This window comes from Acinetobacter sp. ANC_7513 (assembly GCF_056779915.1).
This window is the reverse complement of the sequence record NZ_JBWYIW010000008.1, coordinates 1-22,337: the sequence shown is the minus strand read 5'-3', so window position 1 is coordinate 22,337 and position 22,337 is coordinate 1. Positions and strand designations below refer to the sequence as shown.

Genomic DNA, 22,337 nt, shown 5'->3' with positions numbered 1-22,337 from the left:
TCCTTAAGCTTGTTCTACGTTGCTAACTTGAGCAGCGGCATTCACCACTTTTGCTTCAAATTCGCCACGGAAATATTTGAGTGCACCCATGAGTGGTTCCATAGCACCAGGAGCGTGAGCACAGAAAGTCTTACCAATCCAAAGCTTACGTGTAAGCTCTTGCAAATGATCGATGTCTTCTTTCTTGCCTGTACCATCTTCAAGTGCTTTAAGCGCTTTCACTGCCCAAGGTAAACCATCACGACATGGTGTACAGAAACCACATGATTCACGCGCAAAGAATTCTTCTAAGTTACGTGTTGCTGAAACCATACATTGAGTTTCATCAACCACCATGAGCAAACACGTACCTAAACGCGAACCTGCTTTCATGATGCTTTCCGCATCCATTGGAAGATCGATGTGTTCAGCTGCCAAAAAGTCAGTTGATGCACCACCTGGTAACCATGCTTTAAGCTTTAAGCCATCACGCATACCACCCGCATGTTCTTCAATCACTTCACGTGCAGTTGTACCGAATGGAAGCTCCCAAAGACCAGGGAATTTCACTTTACCTGATGCACCATAAATTTTAGTGCCTGGATCTTTCGACTTACCTGCAGATAAATTGATATACCACTCAGGACCACGCAGCATAATTGCAGGTAAGTTATTGTAGGTCTCTACGTTGTTAACAATCGTAGGACGACCCCAAGCACCTGCAACTTGTGGGAATGGTGGTTTTGTACGTGGATTTGCACGGCGACCTTCAAGCGAGTTGATCAATGCAGTTTCTTCACCACAGATATAACGACCCGCACCAGTGTGCACATGTAGTTCAAAGTTCCAGCCAGAACCAAGGATGTTTTCACCCAAGTAACCTTTGGCACGAATTTGCTCTAAAGCTTGGTTCAAATATTTCGCAGCTTCGATGTATTCACCACGGATAAAAATATAACCATGGGTTGCTTCAAGTGTATAACCTGCAATTAACATCCCTTCGATCAATTGATGAGGAAGTTTTTCCATCAACAAACGGTCTTTGAATGTACCTGGTTCCATCTCATCGGCATTACAAATCAAGTAACGAGGACCTGAATTGTCATTTGGCGCCATGAGTGACCATTTAATCCCTGCAGGGAAACCAGCACCACCACGACCTTTCACAGTCGCTGCTTTAATGATTTCCAATACATCTTTAGGCGGCATTGTGAGTGCTTTTTTAAAGCCTTCATACCCTTCAAGAGACTCATAGTCTTCTACACTATGAACAAATTCTTGCTTGCTCAAACGCCATGTTAATGGGTGAGTTTCTGGGTTACCGTCGCCATAAATCGGTTTTGGTTCAGTATTCATACATACTTCTCCAATAACTGTTTCACTGAAGAAACTTCTACTAGACCGTGAGTATCTTCATTAATCATCAAGGTTGGACCCTTATCACAGTTTCCTAAACAGCAAATCGGGAGCAAAGTAAAACGACCATCAGCTGTCGTTTGACCAAATGAAATCCCGAGTTCGCGTTGGAATGCTTCTGCTAAAGTTTCCGCACCCATCAAGAAGCAAGCAATAGAATCACAAAGCAAAATTACGTTGCGACCTACTGGCTGGCGGTAAATACGGTTATAGAATGTTGCCACACCTTCCAAATCAGCAAGGCTCATTGACAACATCTGCGCAATCGCATTCATTTGCGCATCATCCACCCAACCATTACGACGTTGAACACATTTAAGTGCATCTAAACATGCCGCACGTGGGTATGGGTAATGACCAATGTGATGCTCGATTTCGTGGATTTCTTCCGCAGTTAAAATCCCTTCGACATTCACACGTGGCTTTTTATCAGTCAAAATCATCATAATGCGTACCCCTTAGCGATCCACGTCAGCCATTACGACATCAATCGTCGCTAAATAAATGATTAAGTCAGATACAAGACTGCCGTTAATTACAGAAGGAATTTGCTGTAAGTGCGTGAAGGTTGGTGTACGAATACGGGTACGGTAACTCATCGTTGACTTGTCTGAAGTCAAGTAGTAGTTCGATGCACCTTTTACCACTTCCGCCATAACAGATGCTTCACCTGCTGGCATGACAGGACCCCATGACACGCTTAAGAAGTGCGTAATCAAAGTTTCAATGTCTTGTAGTGTCTTATCTTTCGGTGGTGGAACAGCCAATGGGTGATCCGCTTTATAAGGACCAGATGGCATGTTATCCAAGCACTGCTTGATGATTTTTAAAGATTGTTCGATTTCACGGTAGTGAACGATCACACGTGCATATGCATCGCCTTCGTATTCTACAGGCACTTCGAAGTCGTAATTTTCATAACCGCTATATGGACGATATTTACGTACGTCAAAATCAATACCTGTTGCACGTAAACCTGTACCTGTTACACCCCATGCCAATGCAGATTTTGCATCGTATTGCGCAACATTACGGGTACGACCTTCAAATACCGAGTTTTTAAGTGCTGCAGTATGATATTCCTTCAAACGTTTAGGCATCCAATCCAAAATTTCACGGATCAAATGTTGCCAGTTGTTTGGAAGATCGTGTGCAGTACCACCGATACGGAACCATGCTGGGTGCATACGGTAACCCGTGATTGCTTCAATCGCGTCATAGATCTTTTGACGATCGGCGAACATATAGAATACTGGGGTCATACCGCCGGCATCCTGAATCGCTGTACCGATATAAAGCAAGTGGTTATTGATACGGAATAGTTCCGACATCATGACACGAATACATTGCGCACGTTCTGGCACAGTGATCCCTGCCATCTGCTCCACACCCATCACATAAGGCATGTTTTGCGCACAACCACCTAAGTAGTCAACACGGTCAGTATACGGAATGAATGAATGCCAAGTTTGACGTTCAGCCATCTTTTCCACACCACGGTGGTGATAACCGATATCAGGCACACAGTCTTTCACTTCTTCGCCATCTAACTGCAAGATCACACGGAATGCACCATGCGCAGATGGATGGTTAGGACCCAAGTTCAAGAACATGAAGTCTTCATCAGCATTACCGCGTTTTAGACCCCAATCTTCAGGTACAAAACGTAAATGCTCTTGTTCGAAATCTTGTTTCGCTTGGTTCTGACGATAAGGTGTGTATTCAGTCGCACGTGCAGAATATTCTTTACGCAACGGATGACCTTCCCAATACGTTGGCAATAAAATACGACGGAGCATTGGATGCCCTTCGAAGTTAATGCCGAACATATCGTAAGCTTCACGTTCGTACCAGTTGGCATTTGGCCAAATGTTGGTTGCTGTTGGAATATTGAGATCAGACTCATTCAACGCAACTTTAATACGAATATCCGTATTACGCTCTAGTGACAACAAGTGATAGAACACAGTGAAGTCAGACGCAGGTAACCCATCGCGGTGAGTACGTAAACGCTCATCTACCGCTGACAAGTCAAACAACATCACGTAAGGACGTGACACTGTACGCAAGAACATTAATACGTCTTGTACACGTGAGCGCTCAACCCAGACTGTTGGAAAGTCTTCAAAAGTCGTTTGCACGTAGAAATTCTCACCAAACTTGGTTTTGAGCTCTTCTACAATTGCAAATGCTGGGCGTGAATCAACTGGAGTTGATTCTGGCATAGCAATGTCAGTTTCAGCCATTGGCTTGGCTTCCTATTTAATACAAATTCATTCAACCAAAACGACAATTACACCCAAGCGGGTGCATCAATATTATTTGCCGTTAAGATTATTTAATTTCATCCATAGAGCGTAAGTGTTTTACTGCAATACGTTCAGCATTCTTACGGTCACGTTCAGGCTGCATCTTTGGCTTATAAACTGGCTTAAGATCATCACCGATCACCGCAGAAAGCGGACGACGCTCTAATTGAATTTGGTCTTGCAATAACATCAACGCTTGGATTAATGCTTCAGGACGCGGTGGGCAACCTGGAATATACACATCCACTGGAATGATTTTATCGACACCTTGTACAACCGAGTAAATGTCATACATACCGCCAGAGTTTGCGCATGCACCCATTGAGATCACCCATTTAGGTTCTAACATTTGCTCATAAAGGCGTTGAATTACAGGTGCCATCTTGACGAAGCATGTACCCGCAACAATCATCAAGTCCGCTTGACGTGGTGAAGCACGAATTACTTCGGCACCAAAACGTGACAAGTCATGCACGCCTGTTAAAGTCGTTGCATACTCAACGTAGCAGCAAGATGTACCAAAGTTGAACGGCCAAACTGAGTTTTTACGACCCCAGTTTACTGCTGTATGCGCCAAATCCTCTAAACGAGTCATGAACACATTCTTATTCACTTCTTCTTGTAGAAGCGGATCTTCTACAACGATACGCTCTTGAAGTGGATACTGATCAGCATCCGGATTCGCACGGGTTAATGTATATTTCATCCCGTATTACTCCTTATCAGATGATGTAGTCGTTGGCGAAGCTTTTACACGACCAGATGATTGCGCTGGAATTTGACCTGTAGGGTCAACCACCAACTCCTCAATTGAGTTGAAGCGAGTAATTTCTGCGAGATCCATATTTGGCGAACCAATTTTAGGTTTAATCCCTGCTGCTTTACGCTTATCAGATGGCGCCCAATTTAATGCACCAGTAGACAACTCATAAATCAAGCCAACGAGTAAAACTAAAATAAATACAGCTGCTGCTGCAAAACCGATCCAACCCACTTCACGAACTGACGCAGCCCATGCATAGAGATAGAGCGCTTCTAAGTCAAACACAACGAAGAAGATTGCAACCAAATAGAATTTTGCAGATAGACGAATTCGTGCTCCACCAGCACTAACTACGCCTGACTCGAACTGCTCTTGCTTAGCACGTCCCCACGATTTACCCCCTAGGAGTAGCGGGACAGTGAGCATAAAGACGCATAAAAATGTAACGCCGATCACGAAGGCAATTATTGCCCAATCGTATGGAGTAATGGCACTCATGCGGGGATAACTCCTGGCAGGCCTATTTATTAACAAAGAATGTATGTATTGGCCTTCAAATACACCAAACACAAAATTAATCCCGCCAATTGTACCTGATTTATGATTTCTGTTGCTAGCCAATCCCTCTAAGTCTTTAGGATGAATTTTGCCCTTTTTCCAGATTTCATGGTGATTAAAGTCAATAAAACCTTATTTAATCGTAGAAAGTTATCAAGGTGATACAACTGATTATTTTTTCCGAATAATCATTCAAAAAATTCAAGAGGCGTCAATCCACACACTATCACTTTTTTAGTTTTACCATTCGTGTTAGGTCAGCTTTTTTTGCACCAATATGGCTCAATTAATTTTGATTTATTCTATTTTAAAAGTTTTAAATTTTAATTGCTTACAATGTTTTAATTAACTTTATACAAATCGTGCTGATTTTCGTTATATGCTCAATTAAATAATAAGGAGAAGATCTATGAGTCTAGAATTCACACACAAACCTAACTATTTTTTATTTGCTCAGTTGATCGTCCATCATTTAGACAGCTATATCAAAAAACATCCTGATGCAACGAATGCTATTTTTGATTTACGCGATATTTATCAAATTTTCCGCCAAGACCTCGCCTCTACAACCACTAATCTTGATGCTATTCTCAACATCGCAGATGAATATACAGTTGAGACCATTCACGGCGATCAAAAACTGATTAGCAATTATCATGTTGATGCAACCAATAACAGTTTACTGATCGATTTCAATGCGGATGCCTTAAATGCACTTAAGGAAGGAAAACGCATCATTGAACCGAATGCCAATAATTACCAATAAAAGGCAATATAAATTATAAGAAAAGCGCTTAATCGCGCTTTTTTTTAATTCTCGCTTTACTCTGATGTTTGACTGGTTTGAACAATCTTCTTCTTTTTAAATCTTTTAGCTGGCCATTGCATAGTAAATCGTGCACCGCCCATTTTAGGACTTTGATCCACTTGAATCGTACCACCAAACCAATAGGCGATTCGGCTTACAATAGATAAGCCCAAACCATATCCACCTGAGGCACGTGTACGACTATCATCCAAGCGAGCAAAAGCTTCAAACACTCGCTTACGATCCTCTTCTGGAATCCCTGGACCATCATCTTCAACTGAAATATAGGCCATTCCCTGAGCATCAATTCCACCAGTGATCAGCACTGTATCATCGCAGTACCGGATCGCATTTCCGACTAAGTTTTGTACTACACGATGCAAATAACGGCGTTCCGCATCCACCACCAAAGCTTGTGATGGCAAGTGTAATTGAATATTTTTATTGGTTTTTAATGCTTTAGTTTCAATAGCGACTTGCTCAAGCACTTCGTATAGTCGAATTTCCTCAAAATCAATAGAGGGCATGCCTTGCTCAAGTTTAGCATAGGTCATAATTTCATCAATGAGCGTGTTTAAAGCCTCAATATCTTTATCAATCATTTCTACTTGTTGCTGACGATACTCATAATCCTCTTCATCAACCAACATTTCCATACCAAAGCGAATACGTGCGACTGGCGTTCGCAGCTCATGTGATACAGCTCTCATTAACTCTCGCTGAGCTTCGATCAAACGCTGTATATGATCTGACATACTGTTATAGCTGGCTGCCAAATGTGCTAACTCATCATATCCTTCGACAGGAACGCGAACGGACATATCCCCTTTTTGCATAACATTTAAGGCTGAGTTAACTTGCTTCAACTTGCGTTGCATTGGGACAATCAAACCATACACACCAAGCGACAAAATAAACATACTCAGCAAAGTAATCCCTGCCGCCAATTGGAATGGCATCCAATTGAACATTGGCACTGGTCCCATCACCAATACGTCACCAGACGAATTCGTCATTGGAGAAATGACAGAAATCGTAGTACCACGAATGCTAGCGCTATCCTGATACAGGATAACCCCTTGATCCGCACGTAAACGACCAATTTGCTCGGAATCTAAATTGAGATCAGAAAGATTTTGAATGCTTAAATCATAAGAAAAGTGTTGCTTAATTTTTGCAAGATATTCCCTTTCCTGCCCTGGATAATAAACCAAGTATTCCCATACAAAGATTGGCAAGGCCTTCATTTGACGCTCACCAATATTATCCACTTTCACATAAAGTAAATGCTCAGGGTCATCTATTAAACCAATAATGACATAAGCAATACTTTCTTTGGCGTCATACCGCACCACTGCTTTGCGCTTTTCTAAACGATATTTTTCGGTGCGTGAAAGTTCGACTTTATCAGAATCTAGATAATAGATTGGAAGTTCGAGCAAATCAGATGCATCTGATATCCAATCCATTCTTTGTTGCATGGTTTGTTGTCTTGAAACACCCTCGCTAATGACGTACGAAATCCCATCAGTCAATGACTCACGGTATTCCTGCGCGCGTTGATAGTTGATGATTTGCACAAGCAAATAACCAAATATGGCAACCAGCACCACCAAAATGACGAGACCTGCGTAGATACGCAGGAATATACTGTGTTTAGACACTAAGGTATGACCTTCTGAGGAGTGAGGGCATTACCGCGGGGATGTGATTACATCCCGTTGGTTTCTTTAACGAATAAATATCCTTTACTACGCACGGTTTTAATACGTTTAGGATTTTCAGGATCATCACCAATTTTTGGACGGATACGAGAAATACGAACATCAATTGAGCGGTCTTGACCATCATATTCAATACCACGTAGACGCTCAAAAATGTCTTCACGTGAAAGGATACGACCAGCATTAGATGCCAACAACCATAATAAGTCATATTCTGCACTTGTGAAATCTACAAGCTCACCGTTTAAGGTTACAGAACGACCACCATTATCAATCACTAAATCATCAAATTCGATACGTTGAGCAACTTCATCCTCTGGTGTTTTGTCTGTACGACGAAGCAAAGCACGAATACGCGCTAATAGAACGCGTGGCTGAACTGGTTTCGCAACATAATCGTCTGCACCCATTTCAAGACCCAATACTTGATCCATGTCTTCAGTACGAGCAGTCAACATTAAAATCGGTTGATGATAATGTGGACGAACCTCACGACAAACAGTTAGACCATCAGCACCAGGAAGCATAACATCCAGCACCACCATATCCGGTTGCTCTGCGATAATACGACGGATTGCACGATTACCGTCTGGTTCTACCCCAACTTCTAATCCATTACGAATTAAATACTCTTGCGTTAAACGCGCAAGACGCTCGTCATCTTCAACGATCAAAATCTTTGGTAACTTTTCTTCTTGGCTCATAGAATGCCCCTATATTGTTACGATATCTGCTGATTAAACTTCACAGATTTACATCGATATGTTTTGCAATATACACACGTTTACATTGTAAACAAGAGCCTGTTCACGAAACTGATACACGAGCGTAGTCTTTTGTTATCTTTTTATTAACTATTGATAAATAGATAGTTTTGCCAAGTCGATCAATATTTTCAATCAACTTTAAACTTTCAAACACAAATCAATTTGATGATATTTTAAACAAAATATTTCAAAAAAATTATTTTCGAGAAGCAATTTGCACTTTCAGAGTTATCCACAAACTTATCTATAAGCACTCTAAAAAGTCTCTGTTATGCTTAGCACCCTGTGACGCTGACTACATAACAAAATGGCTGAACATGGAAAAAGTATAGGGAAATTTGAGTGTTAAACTCAGAAAAAAAATTATCAAAATGTCAATATTGATCTACCCTGAAATTTACCGTATCTTGTGTCTTAATTTACATTAAACCACTAAGTCTTGTGTTTACCCTCAAATATCGCGATAGCTCATTTTTTGAGTTTGTATCCGATTCAAATGGTCCATAAGCATAAAAATGATGAGAATGGAGCGACGCTGAAATGAGCGCTAATACAACCCCTGGTCAACTTCAAGTGATTAAACGCACTGGTGATGTTGCCACTTTTGATGCAGATAAAATCTCTGTAGCAATTGGTAAAGCATTTTTGGCTGTTGAAGGTCAACCAAGTGCAGATTCGAGCAGAATTCACGATCGTATTACTCAGCTGACTGAGATGGTGATGAACACGTTTAAGCGTCGTTTACCTTCAGGTGGCACGATTCATATTGAAGAAATTCAAGATCAAGTTGAATTAGCTTTAATGCGCACAGGTGAACAAAAAGTGGCACGTGCATACGTGATCTATCGTGAACAACGTGCTGAAGCGCGTAAAGAGTTAGGTGCTCATCATCACCCTACTCTTCAGATCACAGGTCAAAATGGTCAGCTCCAACCATTAGATTTGAGTCGTTTACAAGCGAAGATTGAAAAAGCTAGCGAAGGCTTAGAAGGCATTGATGTTCAAGCGATCATCGATGAAACTGTAAAAAACCTATACAACGGTGTTAAAGCATCAGACATCTCTACAACGATGATGATGGCGACACGTACACGTATTGAACAAGAACCAAACTATACGTATGTCACTGCACGTTTGTTGCGTGACAACTTAGTTGCAACCGGTCTTGAGTTTCTTGGCCTATCTAAAGACACGCTTGAAAATGATGCGCTTGAAACCTTCTTGAAAAAAGGTGTTGAGCTAGAGCTTCTTTCTCCAGAATTATTAAATTTTGATCTTGTAAAATTAGCGGCTGCGATTAAACCAGAACGCTCTAATCAATTTACATATTTAGGTCTTCAAACATTATTTGATCGTTACTTCATCCACTCTGATGGCGTACGTTTCGAATTACCACAATTATTCTTCATGCGTGTTTCTATGGGCTTGTCGCTCAATGAAGACAACCGTGAAGATCGTGCAATCGAATTCTATAACTTACTTTCTAGCTTCGATTACATGGCATCTACGCCGACTCTATTTAACTCAGGTACATTACGTCCTCAGTTATCAAGCTGTTATTTAACAACGATTGATGATGACTTGTTCGATATTTATGGCGCTATGCGTGATAACGCAATGTTGTCTAAATGGGCAGGCGGTTTAGGTAATGACTGGACACCAGTTCGTGCCTTGAACTCATACATCAAAGGTACTAACGGAAAATCGCAAGGTGTTGTTCCATTCCTTAAAGTAGCGAACGATACAGCCGTTGCAGTTAACCAAGGTGGTAAGCGTAAAGGTGCGGTATGTGCATATCTTGAAACTTGGCACTTGGATATCGAAGAATTCCTAGAGCTTCGTAAAAACACGGGTGATGACCGCCGTCGTACACACGATATGAACACTGCAAACTGGGTTCCAGATTTGTTCATGCAACGTGTATTTGAAGATGCTGAATGGACACTCTTCACCCCGTCTGAAACACCAGATCTTCACGATTTAACGGGTGCTGAATTCGCAGAACGTTATGCTTACTACGAAAGCATTGCGAAAGAAACAGACATGCTTCATAAGAAAGTCCGTGCGAAAGACTTATGGCGCAAAATGTTATCAATGTTATTTGAAACAGGTCACCCGTGGATCACATTCAAAGACGTATGTAACTTACGTTCACCGCAACAACACGTAGGTGTGGTGCACTCTTCTAACTTGTGTACTGAAATTACATTGAACACAAGCAAAGATGAAATTGCGGTATGTAACTTGGGTTCAATCAACCTTGTTCAACACGTTCAAGGTGGTCAATTAGACCGTGAGAAACTTGCTCGCACGATTAAAACTGCGGTTCGTATGCTCGATAACGTCATCGACATTAACTACTATGCAGTACCACAAGCGCGTAATTCAAACTTGAAACACCGTCCAGTGGGTATGGGTATCATGGGCTTCCAAGATGCACTATACGAAATGAAGATTGCTTACGGTTCTGATGCAGCGGTTGAGTTTGCAGATGAGTCTATGGAAGTGATTTCTTACTACGCGATTCAAACTTCAAGCGATTTGGCGGTTGAACGTGGTACGTATGAAACATTTAAAGGTTCATTGTGGGATCAAGGTATTTTACCAATTGACTCTCTTGAGCTCGTTGCGAAATCTCGCCCAGAACGTATGTTTGAAGTCGATCGCACACAACGTTTGGATTGGGACACGTTACGTGCCAAGGTTCAAAAAGATGGTATGCGTAACTCGAACGTGATGGCAATTGCACCGACTGCAACCATTTCAAATATTTGTGGTGTATCTCAATCTATTGAGCCAACATTCCAAAACTTATATGTGAAATCGAACTTGTCTGGCGAGTTCACTGTCATCAATCCTTACCTCGTTCGTGCATTAAAAGAACGTGGTCTTTGGGATTCTGTGATGGTTAATGACCTGAAACATTTCGAAGGTTCAGTACAAAAAATTGCGCGTATTCCTGAAGAGTTAAAAGCAATTTTCGCGACAGCATTTGAAGTTGAAGCACGCTGGATTGTTGATGCTGCATCACGTCGTCAAAAATGGATCGACCAAGCACAATCTCTTAACCTTTACATCTCTGGTGCAAACGGTAAGAAATTGGACATCACGTATAAGATGGCATGGTTACGTGGTCTTAAGACGACTTATTACCTTCGTGCATTGGGTGCGACATCTGCTGAGAAATCTACGATTAACACAGGTGCATTAAACGCAGTTAAACCTGCGACAGTTGCAGCACCAGTAGCAGCAGTTGCTCAAGAAGCTAAACCTGAAGCAGCAGCGTCAGAAGAAGGCTTCGAACAAGCAGCACCAGTACCAATGGCATGTTCAATTGACAACCCTGATTGTGAAGCTTGTCAGTAATCTGACAGGTTTTAAATCCTCCCCAACCCTTTTAATAAAGGAGGGAGATTCCTCGAAGCAAATGGCGGGATACATGTCCCCCCTTTGCAAAAGGGGGATTAAAAAATTTAGGCAATAAAAAAGCCCTCTAGCGTCGACCAAAACTAACTAGAAGGCTTTCAATCTCGATGTGATATCAAAATGGTCACAAAGAGGCTGGCATAGCAATGCGAGATAGATTGTAGCACTGAAAACTATCTCGAGCCAGTACAAGTCATTTTCTTTGAGAAAGGAGGAATAGACTATGTCTAAGCGCGTGATTTATAAAAGTGCCATTGATGGTCGCTTCGTGACTAAAGCTTATGCTTTAGCTCATCCAAAAACGACGATTAAACAAATTCTTAAAATCAAGTAATTATTTTGAGAGTTTAACGTGGATTTCTAGATTATTCCGGAAGTCCACTATTTAGAAATGAAGGAAACCTCCATGCACCATATGACGCATAACTATATGTTAGGACTCGCGGTATTAGTGTTTGCCTTTATTTTCTTTTACACGCCGATGGTCTATGCATTTTTAGCCATTCGCAAACAACAGAAGCGTAAGCAAAATAAGTAGTGCGGAAATTCAATCTACTCAAACGAACAAATTGAGTACATTCATCGGCAAAACTTAATTTTGCTTACACAATATAAGCGTATAGTAGGATGTCTCACGTTGAGATGTCTGAATAAAAAGATATAAGCAACGTAGAGAGAATTGATATGTCTATCCTCAGTTGGGACGATTTCGAAGATGATGAACCGAAACAAACTGCACAAGCACAGCAGTCTGCGCCCATCGAACCGCAAAAAGCGCCTAATCCACAAGTGGTATCTGATGCACGCAACGAACCGACGCGTGTGGCAGTTGCACAACCCGCTCGAACCAGTTCAAACGGAACAACAAATTCAGCCGATCCGTTGGCAAGAGCATCTAACGCCTTAGAACATTTGGATGTTGCTCCAGGTCTTGAAGAGTTAGAAATGGGCGCTCAACGTGTTCAAGTTGATGATAAAGCAATGATCAACTGTCGCGCTGACTTGAACCAACTTGTTCCATTCAAATACGAATGGGCTTGGCAAAAATATCTCGATGGTTGTGCAAACCACTGGATGCCACAAGAAGTTAACATGAACCACGATATCGCACTTTGGAAGTCAGAGGATGGCTTAACTGAAGATGAGCGTACCATCGTGATGCGTTCTTTAGGCTTCTTCTCTACTGCCGATTCGTTGGTTGCAAATAATTTGGTTCTTGCGATTTACCGACACATTACTAACCCTGAATGCCGTCAGTACATCTTACGTCAATCATTTGAAGAAGCGATTCACACGCATGCTTACCAATACTGCATCGAATCTTTAGGTATGGATGAAGGCGAAGTCTTCAACATGTACCGCGAAGTTCCATCAGTTGCGCGTAAAGCTGCATGGGGCTTGAAGTACACTCAAGAATTAAGTGATCCAACATTCAAAACAGGCACACCTGAAACAGATCAAATCTTGCTTCGCAACTTGATCGCATTCTACTGTGTTCTTGAAGGTATTTTCTTCTACTGTGGTTTCTCTCAAATCTTGTCAATGGGTCGTCGTAACAAGATGAATGGTGTTGCTGAGCAATTCCAGTACATCTTACGTGATGAGTCAATGCACTTGAACTTTGGTATCGATATGATTAACCAAATCAAGATCGAGAACCCACATTTGTGGACTGCTGAGTTCCAAGAAGAAATCATTCAAATGATTCTTGAAGGTACAATGCTTGAAATCGAATATGCACGTGACACAATGCCACGCGGTGTATTAGGTATGAATGCTGCAATGATGGAAGAATACTTGAAGTTCATCGCAAACCGTCGTTTAGCTCAATTAGGTTTACCTGAGCAATTTGCTGGTGTGAACAATCCATTCCAGTGGATGTCAGAAATGATGGACTTACGTAAAGAGAAGAACTTCTTCGAAACTCGCGTAACAGACTATCAAACTGGTGGTGCGTTAAGCTGGTAATAGATCACGCTATTGTATCTAAAAATAAAAGAGCCTTATATGGCTCTTTTATTCTTTATACTCAAGCAGGTTTAGTATGTTCAAGAATAAAAAAAATAAATAGCAGGGTTAAGTTTTAAGATTCTTAGATTAACATTTGAAGGGCAACACCATGTTGTTGCCATGATACTTGACTCGGACTTTTAAAGCCGAGTCTTTTCTTAGCCGATGATTCAAACGTTGAGTGATTTCTGAGATGTATTCATCCGTATAGATATTTAAATCACTCCCTTTTTTAATGTATTGCCTGATTAGACCATTGGTATTTTCATTTGTGCCTCGTTGCCAAGCATTATAAAGATCAGCAAAACACCAGTCTATGTCTAATTCTTGAGCAGTATACTCATGCAGGCTGAACTCCTTACCATTATTTGCGTTGATTGTTTTGAGATGATCTTTGATCGGCTCAAATAGACGGATAGTTGTTTGGCAAACTTCTTCTGCCTTTCGTGAGCTACACTTTTTGAGCCATAGATAACCTGTCTTGCGATCTACAATCGAGACCAAGGATTGCTGATAGTTCTTACCTACAATCGTGTTTATTTCCAGATCACCAAAGCGAGTCCGATGCTCAATCTCAATAGGTCTATTATGAATGCATCTACGGGTTTCATGAAAGCCGTACTTTCGTTTCCTTTGATTTCTGAAACGTAGGTTGTGAAAGAGTGTGCCACCCTTATTTCTATCCTGCCGAATGAAGCGATAAATTGAATGCAAACTGACTGAAACACGAGAAGCGATCTGTTCAGGACTCCATAGAAGATAAGAGATAACTTGTGCCTATATTTCACAAGGGATTATTTTAGAATTGGAACAATGGCGTCTTCGAGCGAGTGTATTAGCATGTGTAGGGAAGTAACCATTTCTCGCTCGATTACGTTTAATTTCTCTAGAAATAGTTGAAGGTGACCGATTGAGTCTCCAAGCGATATAATGTTTAAAAAAACCTTCACGTAATAATATATAAATCTGATATCTTTCTTCTTAGGTAAGATGAGTATAGTTCATGAAGCAATTTTGACTTTGGATGGTCGGAAGCAAAATGCTAAATCATCTTACTTCCTTCCAATAACTTAATCATTCAAAAATTTTATTGTGAATGTTTTTTTTCCTTAGTACCACATACCGATTAGAAATATAAATCTCTGCTTTAAAAAATAACACTATATAGTCACCTGCCTAATCACTGTAGTCATATTAATTGTAATTTTTCTAAATAATTCAACTTATACGACCTAGAAAATGCATTCAATAGTGCTTGGATAGATGCGGAAGCAATATCAGTATCAATTGCAATTCCCCAATACGTATTTCCACTGTAGTCTATACAACGAATATAACTAATAGACCGGCTACTACTCTGCTTCCCTAAAGTATGTTCTGAATACTCAGCAATCGTTATTTTACAAGGCCATTTCTTATTTAAAGCATTGACTGAGGCAGATAATAATCCATTTCCACAACCTACTAGATTGATAATCTCACCATGTAACTCAATAGATAGTTTGACTTCATAAACATCATCTTTTTTATCCGATTGATAACTTACAAGTTCAAAATTATCTTCATTAGCGTTTATACCATATTCCGTTCTAAATACTGTCCAAATTTCAGCATGAGATAACTCTTTCTTATTGTTATCCGTCATCTTTTGCACGATTTGGCTAAAATCTTTTTGTAACTTTAGTGGTAAATCTATGCCATGATTTTGCTGCAATATCCAAGCGGCACCACTTTTACCAGATTGACTATTTACACGAATTACTGCCTCATAACTGCACCCTAAATCAGCTGGATCTATAGGCAGATATGGAACTTCCCAAAATGAATGATCTTGAACATTTCTCGCTTTAAAACCCTTTTTAATTGCATCCTGATGACTACCTGAAAAAGCTGTAAATACTAATTCACCTACATAAGGATGCCTTGGGTGAATCGGAAGTTCATTACATTCTTTCACGATCTCTGCCACTTTCTTGATGTCAGAAAAATCAAGTTCAGGATAAATGCCTTGTGTGTACATATTCAAAGCAATATTCACAAGATCAACGTTCCCTGTACGTTCACCATTACCAAATAGACAGCCCTCAACACGGTCTGCACCTGCAAGTAATGCTAATTCAGCAGTTGCAACGCCTGTTCCCCTATCATTATGAGGGTGCACACTGATACAAACCTGTTCTCGTTTAGTAAAATTTTTACAAAAAAATTCAATCTGATCGGCGAAAATATTAGGTGTACTGACTTCAACGGTAGTGGGCAAATTAATAATCATTGGATTTTTAGGACTTGGAGCCCAAACTTCAGCTACGGCTTCACAAATTTCTAGCGCAAACTCAATTTCGGTAAAGCAAAAAGTCTCCGGAGAATATTCATAAGTCCATTTAGTTGCTGGATATTGCTTACATAGAGATTTCACCTGTTGTGTTGAAGCAACGGCTAGTTCAATAATTTCCTGTTTAGACTTTTGAAAGACAATTCTGCGGAATACTTCTGCCGTGGCATTGTAAACATGAACAATCGCTTGCTTTGCTCCCATCAGAGACTCAAAGGTTCTTTCAATTAGGTCTGGTCGGGCTTGAGTCATAACCTGGATACAAACATCATTTGGAATCTGATCATGTTCGATGAGGTAACGAACAAAATTAAAATCAGTTTCTGATGCCGCAGGGAACGCAACCTCAATTTGCTTGAATCCACATTCAACAAGCATTTGGAAAAATTTAAGTTTCCTATCGTGATCCATAGGATTGGCCAATGCCTGATTACCGTCTCTTAAATCGGTTGAACACCAAACAGGAGGGTGAGTAATTTTTTTACTTGGCCATGTTCTATCAGTAAAATCGGAAAAATCGAATGGACGATATTTATTTTGAGGATGAGTTAACATGATGTGATCCTATGACTTTAATCACATCATCATGAATCATCATTTTTTGTCTTTCTTTCGATTTAAAGACAAATACCATCTAGAAAAAGACAAAATCTAATCTGATTTTTTCTTTATATATTCTGTAGGCGTCATTCCCATTTGTCTTTTAAACATATAGGAGAAAGCACTAGGACTCTCATAGCCTAAATCTAAAGCGATATTGAGTATTGGCTTTCTCATTTCCAAATCAGTCAAGGCTTGCAGCAATTTTGCTTGCTTCAGCCATACACTAAAATTCATATTGAGTTCTTTCTGGAAAAGTCTTGAAAGTGTTTTAGAGCTAAAAGCATGCTGTTCGGCAACCATCTCTAAATGGTTGGTTCCAGAGAGATCTGCTTTGATATTTTCACAAATTTCTTTGAGTATCTCTGACTTTGCTTCTGGCAACTGAAATGGAATTTCTTCTAAAAAGCGTAACTCATCTAATATGAGTTCCAAAAGCCGTTCGTTTCTAGTATGAGGTAAGATTTCTTCTTTTATCTGTACAGCCTGATTAATAAGTTCTGACAGAAGTTTTGGAATAGCAACAACACTACATTGCGTATTGAAATCAGCACGGGCAAAGGGATCAACAAATATTCCTCGGGCTTCCACATTACCAAATATCTTGATTGAATGTTTTTTGTTTTCAGGTATCCAAATACCTTTAGATGGAGGGATGACCCATATTCCTTCTGACGTTCGAACATGAATGACTCCAGAAAGAGTATGTAGTAACTGGATTCTGTCATGTTGATGAGTCCCTTCTACATAACCATGAGCATACGACTGTGCATAAGCATAGACTGGATAACTAAGCTGACCATGAGAATAATGCACGAGATGTATCTCCTTAATGCTCGAATTCATATTTTATAGATGATCGAGAAATAAAAAATATTTATAGGAAGCTTTGTAGTTAACTTAATGCCTGATATATGAATAGATTAAAGTAATTGTTATAGTTTTCTTAGTCTAAGAACTATTTTCGTAAAATGACACAGGTTGTGTCGCTATATCCCAAAAAATGACATAGGTTGTGTCGCTAAAATTGTCATTATGTGTCGCAAATATTACGAAGCTTTTGAATTTATTAAAAGAGAAATGACAACTTATGTGTCGCGTGACGATCAAGCTATTGTATCTAAAAATAAAAGAGCCTTATATGGCTCTTTTATTTTTTATACTCAAGCAGGTTTAGTATGGTTCAAGAATAAAAACAAATAGCAGTGTTAAATTTTCAGATTAAAATTTTCATATTCACATGTTTATTTAAGCATCAAAATCAATCAAAGTTAAAGCACTGAGTTTTCAACCAATTTAAGAATATCGAATTATGCAAGCATTCCTTTAAATCCAATGTGAATAATGAGTAATGAGCGGATTATTCTTCAAACTCAGGCAAAATGATCTCTATAACCTAATTCTGCAACACATATCGAGTTATAAAATTAGACATTACTACTCCCCCCATACTAGCCACCTGAAAACACAAATAAAAATGAGCAAGGTTAACTTTTTTTAACGGAGCGAGTGTTTGTTTCTCTATTCTATTTAATAACGTTCAAAAACAGGTCTAAATATAGAGATGAAAATCTCTTTGGAGTAGGAATTTAATTTTTTGAATCATTACCATTTTTTATTATCAATAAATCCTAAACAACATTTTTTATGATTAAGTCTACCCCTGATGACTAACACATAAAGCTCTATAAAATGGTGCTTAGATATGATTTTTTTGTTGCAATCTCGTCTCCATAATGAATTTTTTTATTAGAATATTTTTCAAATGACGAAATAACAAATACAATTTTTTGTTCTTCAAAAATTAATTTATTCAAATTATTAGTATTTTATTTTTTTCATACCAATTACTTTTGATTTCACATTTTTTAAAAATAAAAAGAGGTCTCGAAAGACCTCTTTTCATTTGTTTAATTAAATTTGATTATATTTTAACAGATCATCGATCGCATAAAGACTGCTATCTGTATTTTGCAGAACAATGAGCTCAGTTGGGTTATATTTCGTTTTAGCCCCATCAGTATCAACACTAATCACCGTATTTGCACCATCTTGTTTGATCGTTACAAATTCACCAATGTTAGACGATGTAACATTCTGATCTTTTAATAAAGCAGAAATATCAACTCGATCACCTTCAGCTTGATTAAAGTCAGTCCAAATATCTGGACTTTCGTTATGTTGAGCTTGATTGAGCACATCATAAAGGACTGTATCTGCGCCTTCACCAAGAGTAAAAGTATCGATTGAAGCAGATGCTTGTACGGTATCTGCCTCCTCACTTCCAGTTAGCGTCATCGAAACATTAATTTCAAGTGTTGCAGATTGTGATGTTCCCGCTTTAGAAACTGTTGTATAGGTGAATGTTTCAAGACCTCCACTTAAACCTGATGGTTGATACTCATAGGTGCCATCTTTGAACACAGTAAGGACACCGTGCTTACCTTGAACTGTGAACTCTTGACCACCTTTAGCTGGATCATTTACATAAAGCTCTTTAGATCCAATTTTCAGAATATCAATTTGGTCGATAGCTGTATCATTTTCAAATAAATCACCCTCAAGCAATGGTGTATCAGTTGGAGTAATATTATTGATCATTATTCCAGTAATTGATGCACTAGATACATTCACTGAATTAAATGTACCACTCGTTGTGTTAATTGAAATAACATAATCACCTGCATCGAGCACTTTGCCATCATCTAAAATAATTTCTGAGGCATAAGTCGTTGATGTCGAAGGATTAAATGTTGTTCCAGCTGGCCATGTAATACTAACATTTCCGGTATAAACTTGTTCAAGCACTTGTTGTTCAACGCCGTTGACAAGCTGAGTAGTCACCTTATTAATCACAACACTCATTGAAGGATTATCATTAGTTAAAGTACGAGTGATATTCCCTTGGAGATCTAAGCTACTAATATAAGATCCTTCTTCAACTTTAAATTCTAGTGTACGACTTGCAGATCCAATAATTCCAGACTCTACAGATTCATTGAGCGTTGAATAGTTTGCAGCTTGAACTTCTACAACTTCTGCATCGTTAGCTACTGTATTGGTATCAATCTTAATATTGAGAACTTCAATGTAAGTTGTACCATCTGCTCGTTCCACTACAACCTCAAAACGATCAATCTCACCATATGGTGGAGTCCAACCCACTGTGCTTTGTGGAACTGTAACATTGTAGGTATAAGTACCGTCAGTATTAATATTGAGTGAGCCATATTGACCCTGTACAACTAAAGCTTCACCTTCAACCACATCAGTGTTATTTACCAATATTAATTTATCTGTCGTAATCTGAGTCGCATCACCTTGAACTGATCCAGTTATCGTTTCTGGGTTTGCATAATCGTAAATATTGACATCTGTAACTTGAGCTGAAGCTCCTCCAATTACGTTTACACCACTAGTTTGCTTGATAATACCAACGTAAGTACCCTCACCAAAACTCAATGTTACCGGGGTTGAAACACCACCGCCAATGAGCACTTGAACAAAATTTGGAATTTCGTGTACTTGAACCAACTGTTGAGTATTCTCATCTAAACGATAGATAACCAAACTAAATGTTGAAAGTATCGTTACCCCGCCCGCGGAACCGGTAAAGGTCATTTCTTGGAAAGTACCGTCTTCAACAGTGAAGTCCATGACACCTTCCGTACCAATTACACTTGCAGACAACACATCACCAGCAATACCTAGATCAAGTAAATTCAATGCGACTGCATTTGAAATACCTAATTCTTCGCCTGTGGTTTCAGTTAAATCAGGAGTAACATCAAGTAATACTGTATTATCAATGATGGCATTTTCATCTGTGGCAACACGCACTAATTCAATATTCAATTCAGCTGTGCGTTTTTCACCATTTGGTGCCGTTACCTCATATACAAAACGATCAACTTCACCGTAATCTCTAAATAATGGATCTACTGTATATGTATATTGTCCATTTTCAGAGATAGTTAAAGTGCCATACTCCCCTTTAATTGTTGCAATACCATCTGTAAATTGATTAATGGTATCTTCACCATGAATAACTCCGCTGATTTTACTACCCTCTGGGACGACATCTGTACCATTTTGATAATCCTGATCCGTAATCACATTACCATTTATTGTTCCTGTCACAGCTTCTGGATTATTAAAATCACGTACAGCATCTGATTCAAATCTTAATGTATACCCCGTAGCAGCTGACAACCCTTGGCCGTTACCTAATACAATGAGCCACTCTCCTTCATCTAAAGAACGACTTATCGTTTCTGACACACCACCTAATACAACGAGATACCAATTATCAATTTTTTCTTTTAATTCATATTCACCAGTTGACTCATTTAACTTATACATAAATAAGTTCATCGTCCCTGCTGTAAGACCACCAGCATCAGCATAGAAACTAATATCTCTTTCGGTGCCTTCTTCGACTGAAAGGGAAACTGAGGAGCTAAATACGCTTTCAAGCACACTTGCATTTAACACTGGACCTAAGCCAACAGAACCCACTGTAAATCCTGTTGAGTTAAGCTCTGTTGGTGTTTCATTAACATCTACAGTCGGTGTGATATCCAATACCAATTGCACATCATTATTCGCTGTTGCAAATGGCTCAGGTACCTCAATATCTACGAGATCATCTATTCTTTCTTGCAATAGAGCTTTTGCAGCTTCAATCGCGTCTGAAGTTTGATCAATATTGTCTAATGCTTGTTGTGCAAGAGTTTTTGCTGCCTGAGCAGCTTCTAGGGACTCTTGCAATTTATCAGCCTCTGCCTGTGTTACAGTACCGTCTTGCAAGGCGTCAGCTAAATCCTCTTCAGCCGTTGTATAAGCTTCTTCAGCACTTTCTATTAAAGCTTCGACCCCCGCTAGTAAAGTATCAATATCATCAGAAATATCATTTTCATTTTGATCATTTACTGTTGGTAAAGTGATATCAACCAGGTCATTTAAACGACCTTGTAGCGCATCTTTTTCTGCTTGTACTGCCTCAGGTAACGCTGTCACTTTTGTTTGTGCTTCTGTTTTCGCAGCAAGTGCATCATCACGTGCTTGAGTCAATGCAGTAAGTTCTGTTGGCGTGATGAGGCCATTGGCATTTGCATCGATCAGCGCTTGTTCTGCCGCAGCGTATGCTGCTTCTGCTGCCTCTACTGCTGCTTCGGCATCTGCCAATACTTGTTCGTACTCATCTGCTACGCCATCTTCGTTTTCATCATTTACTGTTGGTAAGATGATGTCGACTAGATCATCTAAGCGTGCATCCAATGCGTCTTTGTCTGTTCCTTCTGGAAGTGCATCAACTTTCGCTTGTGCATCTTCTTTAGCAGCAAGTGCATCATCACGTGCTTGAGTCAGCTCAGTAAGTTCTGTTGGCGTGATTAAACCATCTGATTCGGCATCTGCTAGTGCTTGCTCTGCCTCTGCATATGCTGCTTCTGCCGCCTCTACTGCTTCTATCGCTTCTTCAAGTGCTGCAACTGCATCATCCACACCATCTTCGTTTTCATCATTTACTGCTGGTAAAGTGATATCAACCAGGTCATTTAAACGACCTTGTAGCGCATCTTTTTCTGCTTGTACTGCCTCAGGTAACGCTGTCACTTTTGTTTGTGCTTCTGTTTTCGCAGCAA

At 39.7% G+C, this 22,337-nt stretch carries 16 protein-coding genes; 4 read left to right on the top strand and 12 right to left on the bottom strand.

Annotation, left to right across the window (positions count from 1 at the left end; genetic code table 11):
- Positions 1 to 3 precede the first annotated feature (3 nt).
- From nuoF to ndhC, 5 genes are all read right to left on the bottom strand, one after another.
- Entirely contained in the window at positions 4 to 1,335 is a 1,332-nt protein-coding gene (gene nuoF, locus AC1M9B_RS09615; protein ID WP_035267262.1) for an NADH-quinone oxidoreductase subunit NuoF, read from the bottom strand.
- Positions 1,332 to 1,841 carry an NADH-quinone oxidoreductase subunit NuoE gene (nuoE, locus tag AC1M9B_RS09610; RefSeq protein WP_035267260.1) on the bottom strand — a complete coding sequence of 170 codons (510 nt, stop codon included), beginning with the start codon at positions 1,839 to 1,841 and terminating at the stop codon, positions 1,332 to 1,334. The genes nuoF and nuoE overlap by 4 nt, the downstream gene beginning before the upstream one ends.
- A gap of 12 nt (positions 1,842 to 1,853) precedes the next feature.
- Positions 1,854 to 3,641 carry an NADH-quinone oxidoreductase subunit C/D gene (nuoC, locus tag AC1M9B_RS09605; RefSeq protein ID WP_035267259.1) on the bottom strand — a complete coding sequence of 596 codons (1,788 nt, stop codon included), beginning with the start codon at positions 3,639 to 3,641 and terminating at the stop codon, positions 1,854 to 1,856.
- 88 nt (positions 3,642 to 3,729) lie between these two features.
- Positions 3,730 to 4,410, bottom strand: a complete 681-nt coding sequence (locus AC1M9B_RS09600; protein WP_035267257.1) for a NuoB/complex I 20 kDa subunit family protein — start codon at positions 4,408 to 4,410, stop codon at positions 3,730 to 3,732.
- Positions 4,411 to 4,416: 6 nt separating this feature from the next.
- Complete coding sequence (gene ndhC, locus AC1M9B_RS09595) at positions 4,417 to 4,965, bottom strand: NADH-quinone oxidoreductase subunit A (RefSeq protein WP_035267255.1); 549 nt, start codon at positions 4,963 to 4,965, stop codon at positions 4,417 to 4,419.
- A 469-nt stretch (positions 4,966 to 5,434) separates the two neighbouring features.
- Between ndhC and AC1M9B_RS09590 the strand changes: the two genes are divergently transcribed.
- Complete coding sequence (locus AC1M9B_RS09590; protein WP_035267254.1) at positions 5,435 to 5,791, top strand: hypothetical protein; 357 nt, start codon at positions 5,435 to 5,437, stop codon at positions 5,789 to 5,791.
- 56 nt (positions 5,792 to 5,847) lie between these two features.
- Here AC1M9B_RS09590 and bfmS read toward each other — a convergent pair whose 3' ends face one another.
- Positions 5,848 to 7,497 carry a sensor histidine kinase BfmS gene (bfmS, locus tag AC1M9B_RS09585; RefSeq protein WP_481608992.1) on the bottom strand — a complete coding sequence of 550 codons (1,650 nt, stop codon included), beginning with the start codon at positions 7,495 to 7,497 and terminating at the stop codon, positions 5,848 to 5,850.
- Between the two features lie 47 nt (positions 7,498 to 7,544).
- Complete coding sequence (gene bfmR, locus AC1M9B_RS09580; RefSeq protein ID WP_035267251.1) at positions 7,545 to 8,261, bottom strand: response regulator transcription factor BfmR; 717 nt, start codon at positions 8,259 to 8,261, stop codon at positions 7,545 to 7,547.
- 603 nt (positions 8,262 to 8,864) lie between these two features.
- Between bfmR and AC1M9B_RS09575 the strand changes: the two genes are divergently transcribed.
- From AC1M9B_RS09575 to AC1M9B_RS09565, 3 genes are all read left to right on the top strand, one after another.
- On the top strand, positions 8,865 to 11,690 hold the full coding sequence (locus tag AC1M9B_RS09575) for a ribonucleoside-diphosphate reductase subunit alpha (RefSeq protein WP_481589064.1): 2,826 nt from the start codon (positions 8,865 to 8,867) through the stop codon (positions 11,688 to 11,690).
- 466 nt (positions 11,691 to 12,156) lie between these two features.
- Complete coding sequence (locus AC1M9B_RS09570; RefSeq protein WP_481587302.1) at positions 12,157 to 12,288, top strand: preprotein translocase subunit YajC; 132 nt, start codon at positions 12,157 to 12,159, stop codon at positions 12,286 to 12,288.
- A 146-nt stretch (positions 12,289 to 12,434) separates the two neighbouring features.
- On the top strand, positions 12,435 to 13,718 hold the full coding sequence (locus tag AC1M9B_RS09565; RefSeq protein WP_481608991.1) for a ribonucleotide-diphosphate reductase subunit beta: 1,284 nt from the start codon (positions 12,435 to 12,437) through the stop codon (positions 13,716 to 13,718).
- A gap of 129 nt (positions 13,719 to 13,847) precedes the next feature.
- On the opposite strand, the gene AC1M9B_RS09560 is transcribed toward AC1M9B_RS09565, so the two are convergent.
- The 5 genes from AC1M9B_RS09560 to AC1M9B_RS09540 all read right to left on the bottom strand — a co-directional run.
- Positions 13,848 to 14,474: an IS30 family transposase gene (locus AC1M9B_RS09560; RefSeq protein ID WP_481596344.1), complete on the bottom strand. Its 627-nt coding sequence runs from the start codon at positions 14,472 to 14,474 to the stop codon at positions 13,848 to 13,850.
- Positions 14,475 to 14,537: 63 nt separating this feature from the next.
- Positions 14,538 to 14,720, bottom strand: a complete 183-nt coding sequence (locus AC1M9B_RS09555) for a helix-turn-helix domain-containing protein (protein WP_481609038.1) — start codon at positions 14,718 to 14,720, stop codon at positions 14,538 to 14,540.
- A 229-nt stretch (positions 14,721 to 14,949) separates the two neighbouring features.
- Positions 14,950 to 16,647, bottom strand: coding sequence for a 2-isopropylmalate synthase (gene leuA / locus AC1M9B_RS09550; protein ID WP_481596345.1), 1,698 nt, complete (start codon positions 16,645 to 16,647; stop codon positions 14,950 to 14,952).
- A 96-nt stretch (positions 16,648 to 16,743) separates the two neighbouring features.
- Complete coding sequence (locus AC1M9B_RS09545) at positions 16,744 to 17,508, bottom strand: AraC family transcriptional regulator (protein ID WP_481596346.1); 765 nt, start codon at positions 17,506 to 17,508, stop codon at positions 16,744 to 16,746.
- Between the two features lie 1,098 nt (positions 17,509 to 18,606).
- Positions 18,607 to 22,337: BapA/Bap/LapF family large adhesin (locus AC1M9B_RS09540; protein WP_481608990.1), on the bottom strand; the 3,731-nt coding region annotated here is incomplete at its 5' end.

Coding starts and splice junctions, on each gene's coding strand:
- nuoE (WP_035267260.1), bottom strand. CDS start 1,841: ATGATGATTTTGACTGATAAAAAGCCACGTGTGAATGTCGAAGGGATT.
- nuoC (WP_035267259.1), bottom strand. CDS start 3,641: ATGGCTGAAACTGACATTGCTATGCCAGAATCAACTCCAGTTGATTCA.
- leuA (WP_481596345.1), bottom strand. CDS start 16,647: ATGTTAACTCATCCTCAAAATAAATATCGTCCATTCGATTTTTCCGAT.
- AC1M9B_RS09570 (WP_481587302.1), top strand. CDS start 12,157: ATGCACCATATGACGCATAACTATATGTTAGGACTCGCGGTATTAGTG.
- bfmR (WP_035267251.1), bottom strand. CDS start 8,261: ATGAGCCAAGAAGAAAAGTTACCAAAGATTTTGATCGTTGAAGATGAC.
- AC1M9B_RS09575 (WP_481589064.1), top strand. CDS start 8,865: ATGAGCGCTAATACAACCCCTGGTCAACTTCAAGTGATTAAACGCACT.
- AC1M9B_RS09590 (WP_035267254.1), top strand. CDS start 5,435: ATGAGTCTAGAATTCACACACAAACCTAACTATTTTTTATTTGCTCAG.
- AC1M9B_RS09600 (WP_035267257.1), bottom strand. CDS start 4,410: ATGAAATATACATTAACCCGTGCGAATCCGGATGCTGATCAGTATCCA.
- AC1M9B_RS09565 (WP_481608991.1), top strand. CDS start 12,435: ATGTCTATCCTCAGTTGGGACGATTTCGAAGATGATGAACCGAAACAA.
- ndhC (WP_035267255.1), bottom strand. CDS start 4,965: ATGAGTGCCATTACTCCATACGATTGGGCAATAATTGCCTTCGTGATC.
- nuoF (WP_035267262.1), bottom strand. CDS start 1,335: ATGAATACTGAACCAAAACCGATTTATGGCGACGGTAACCCAGAAACT.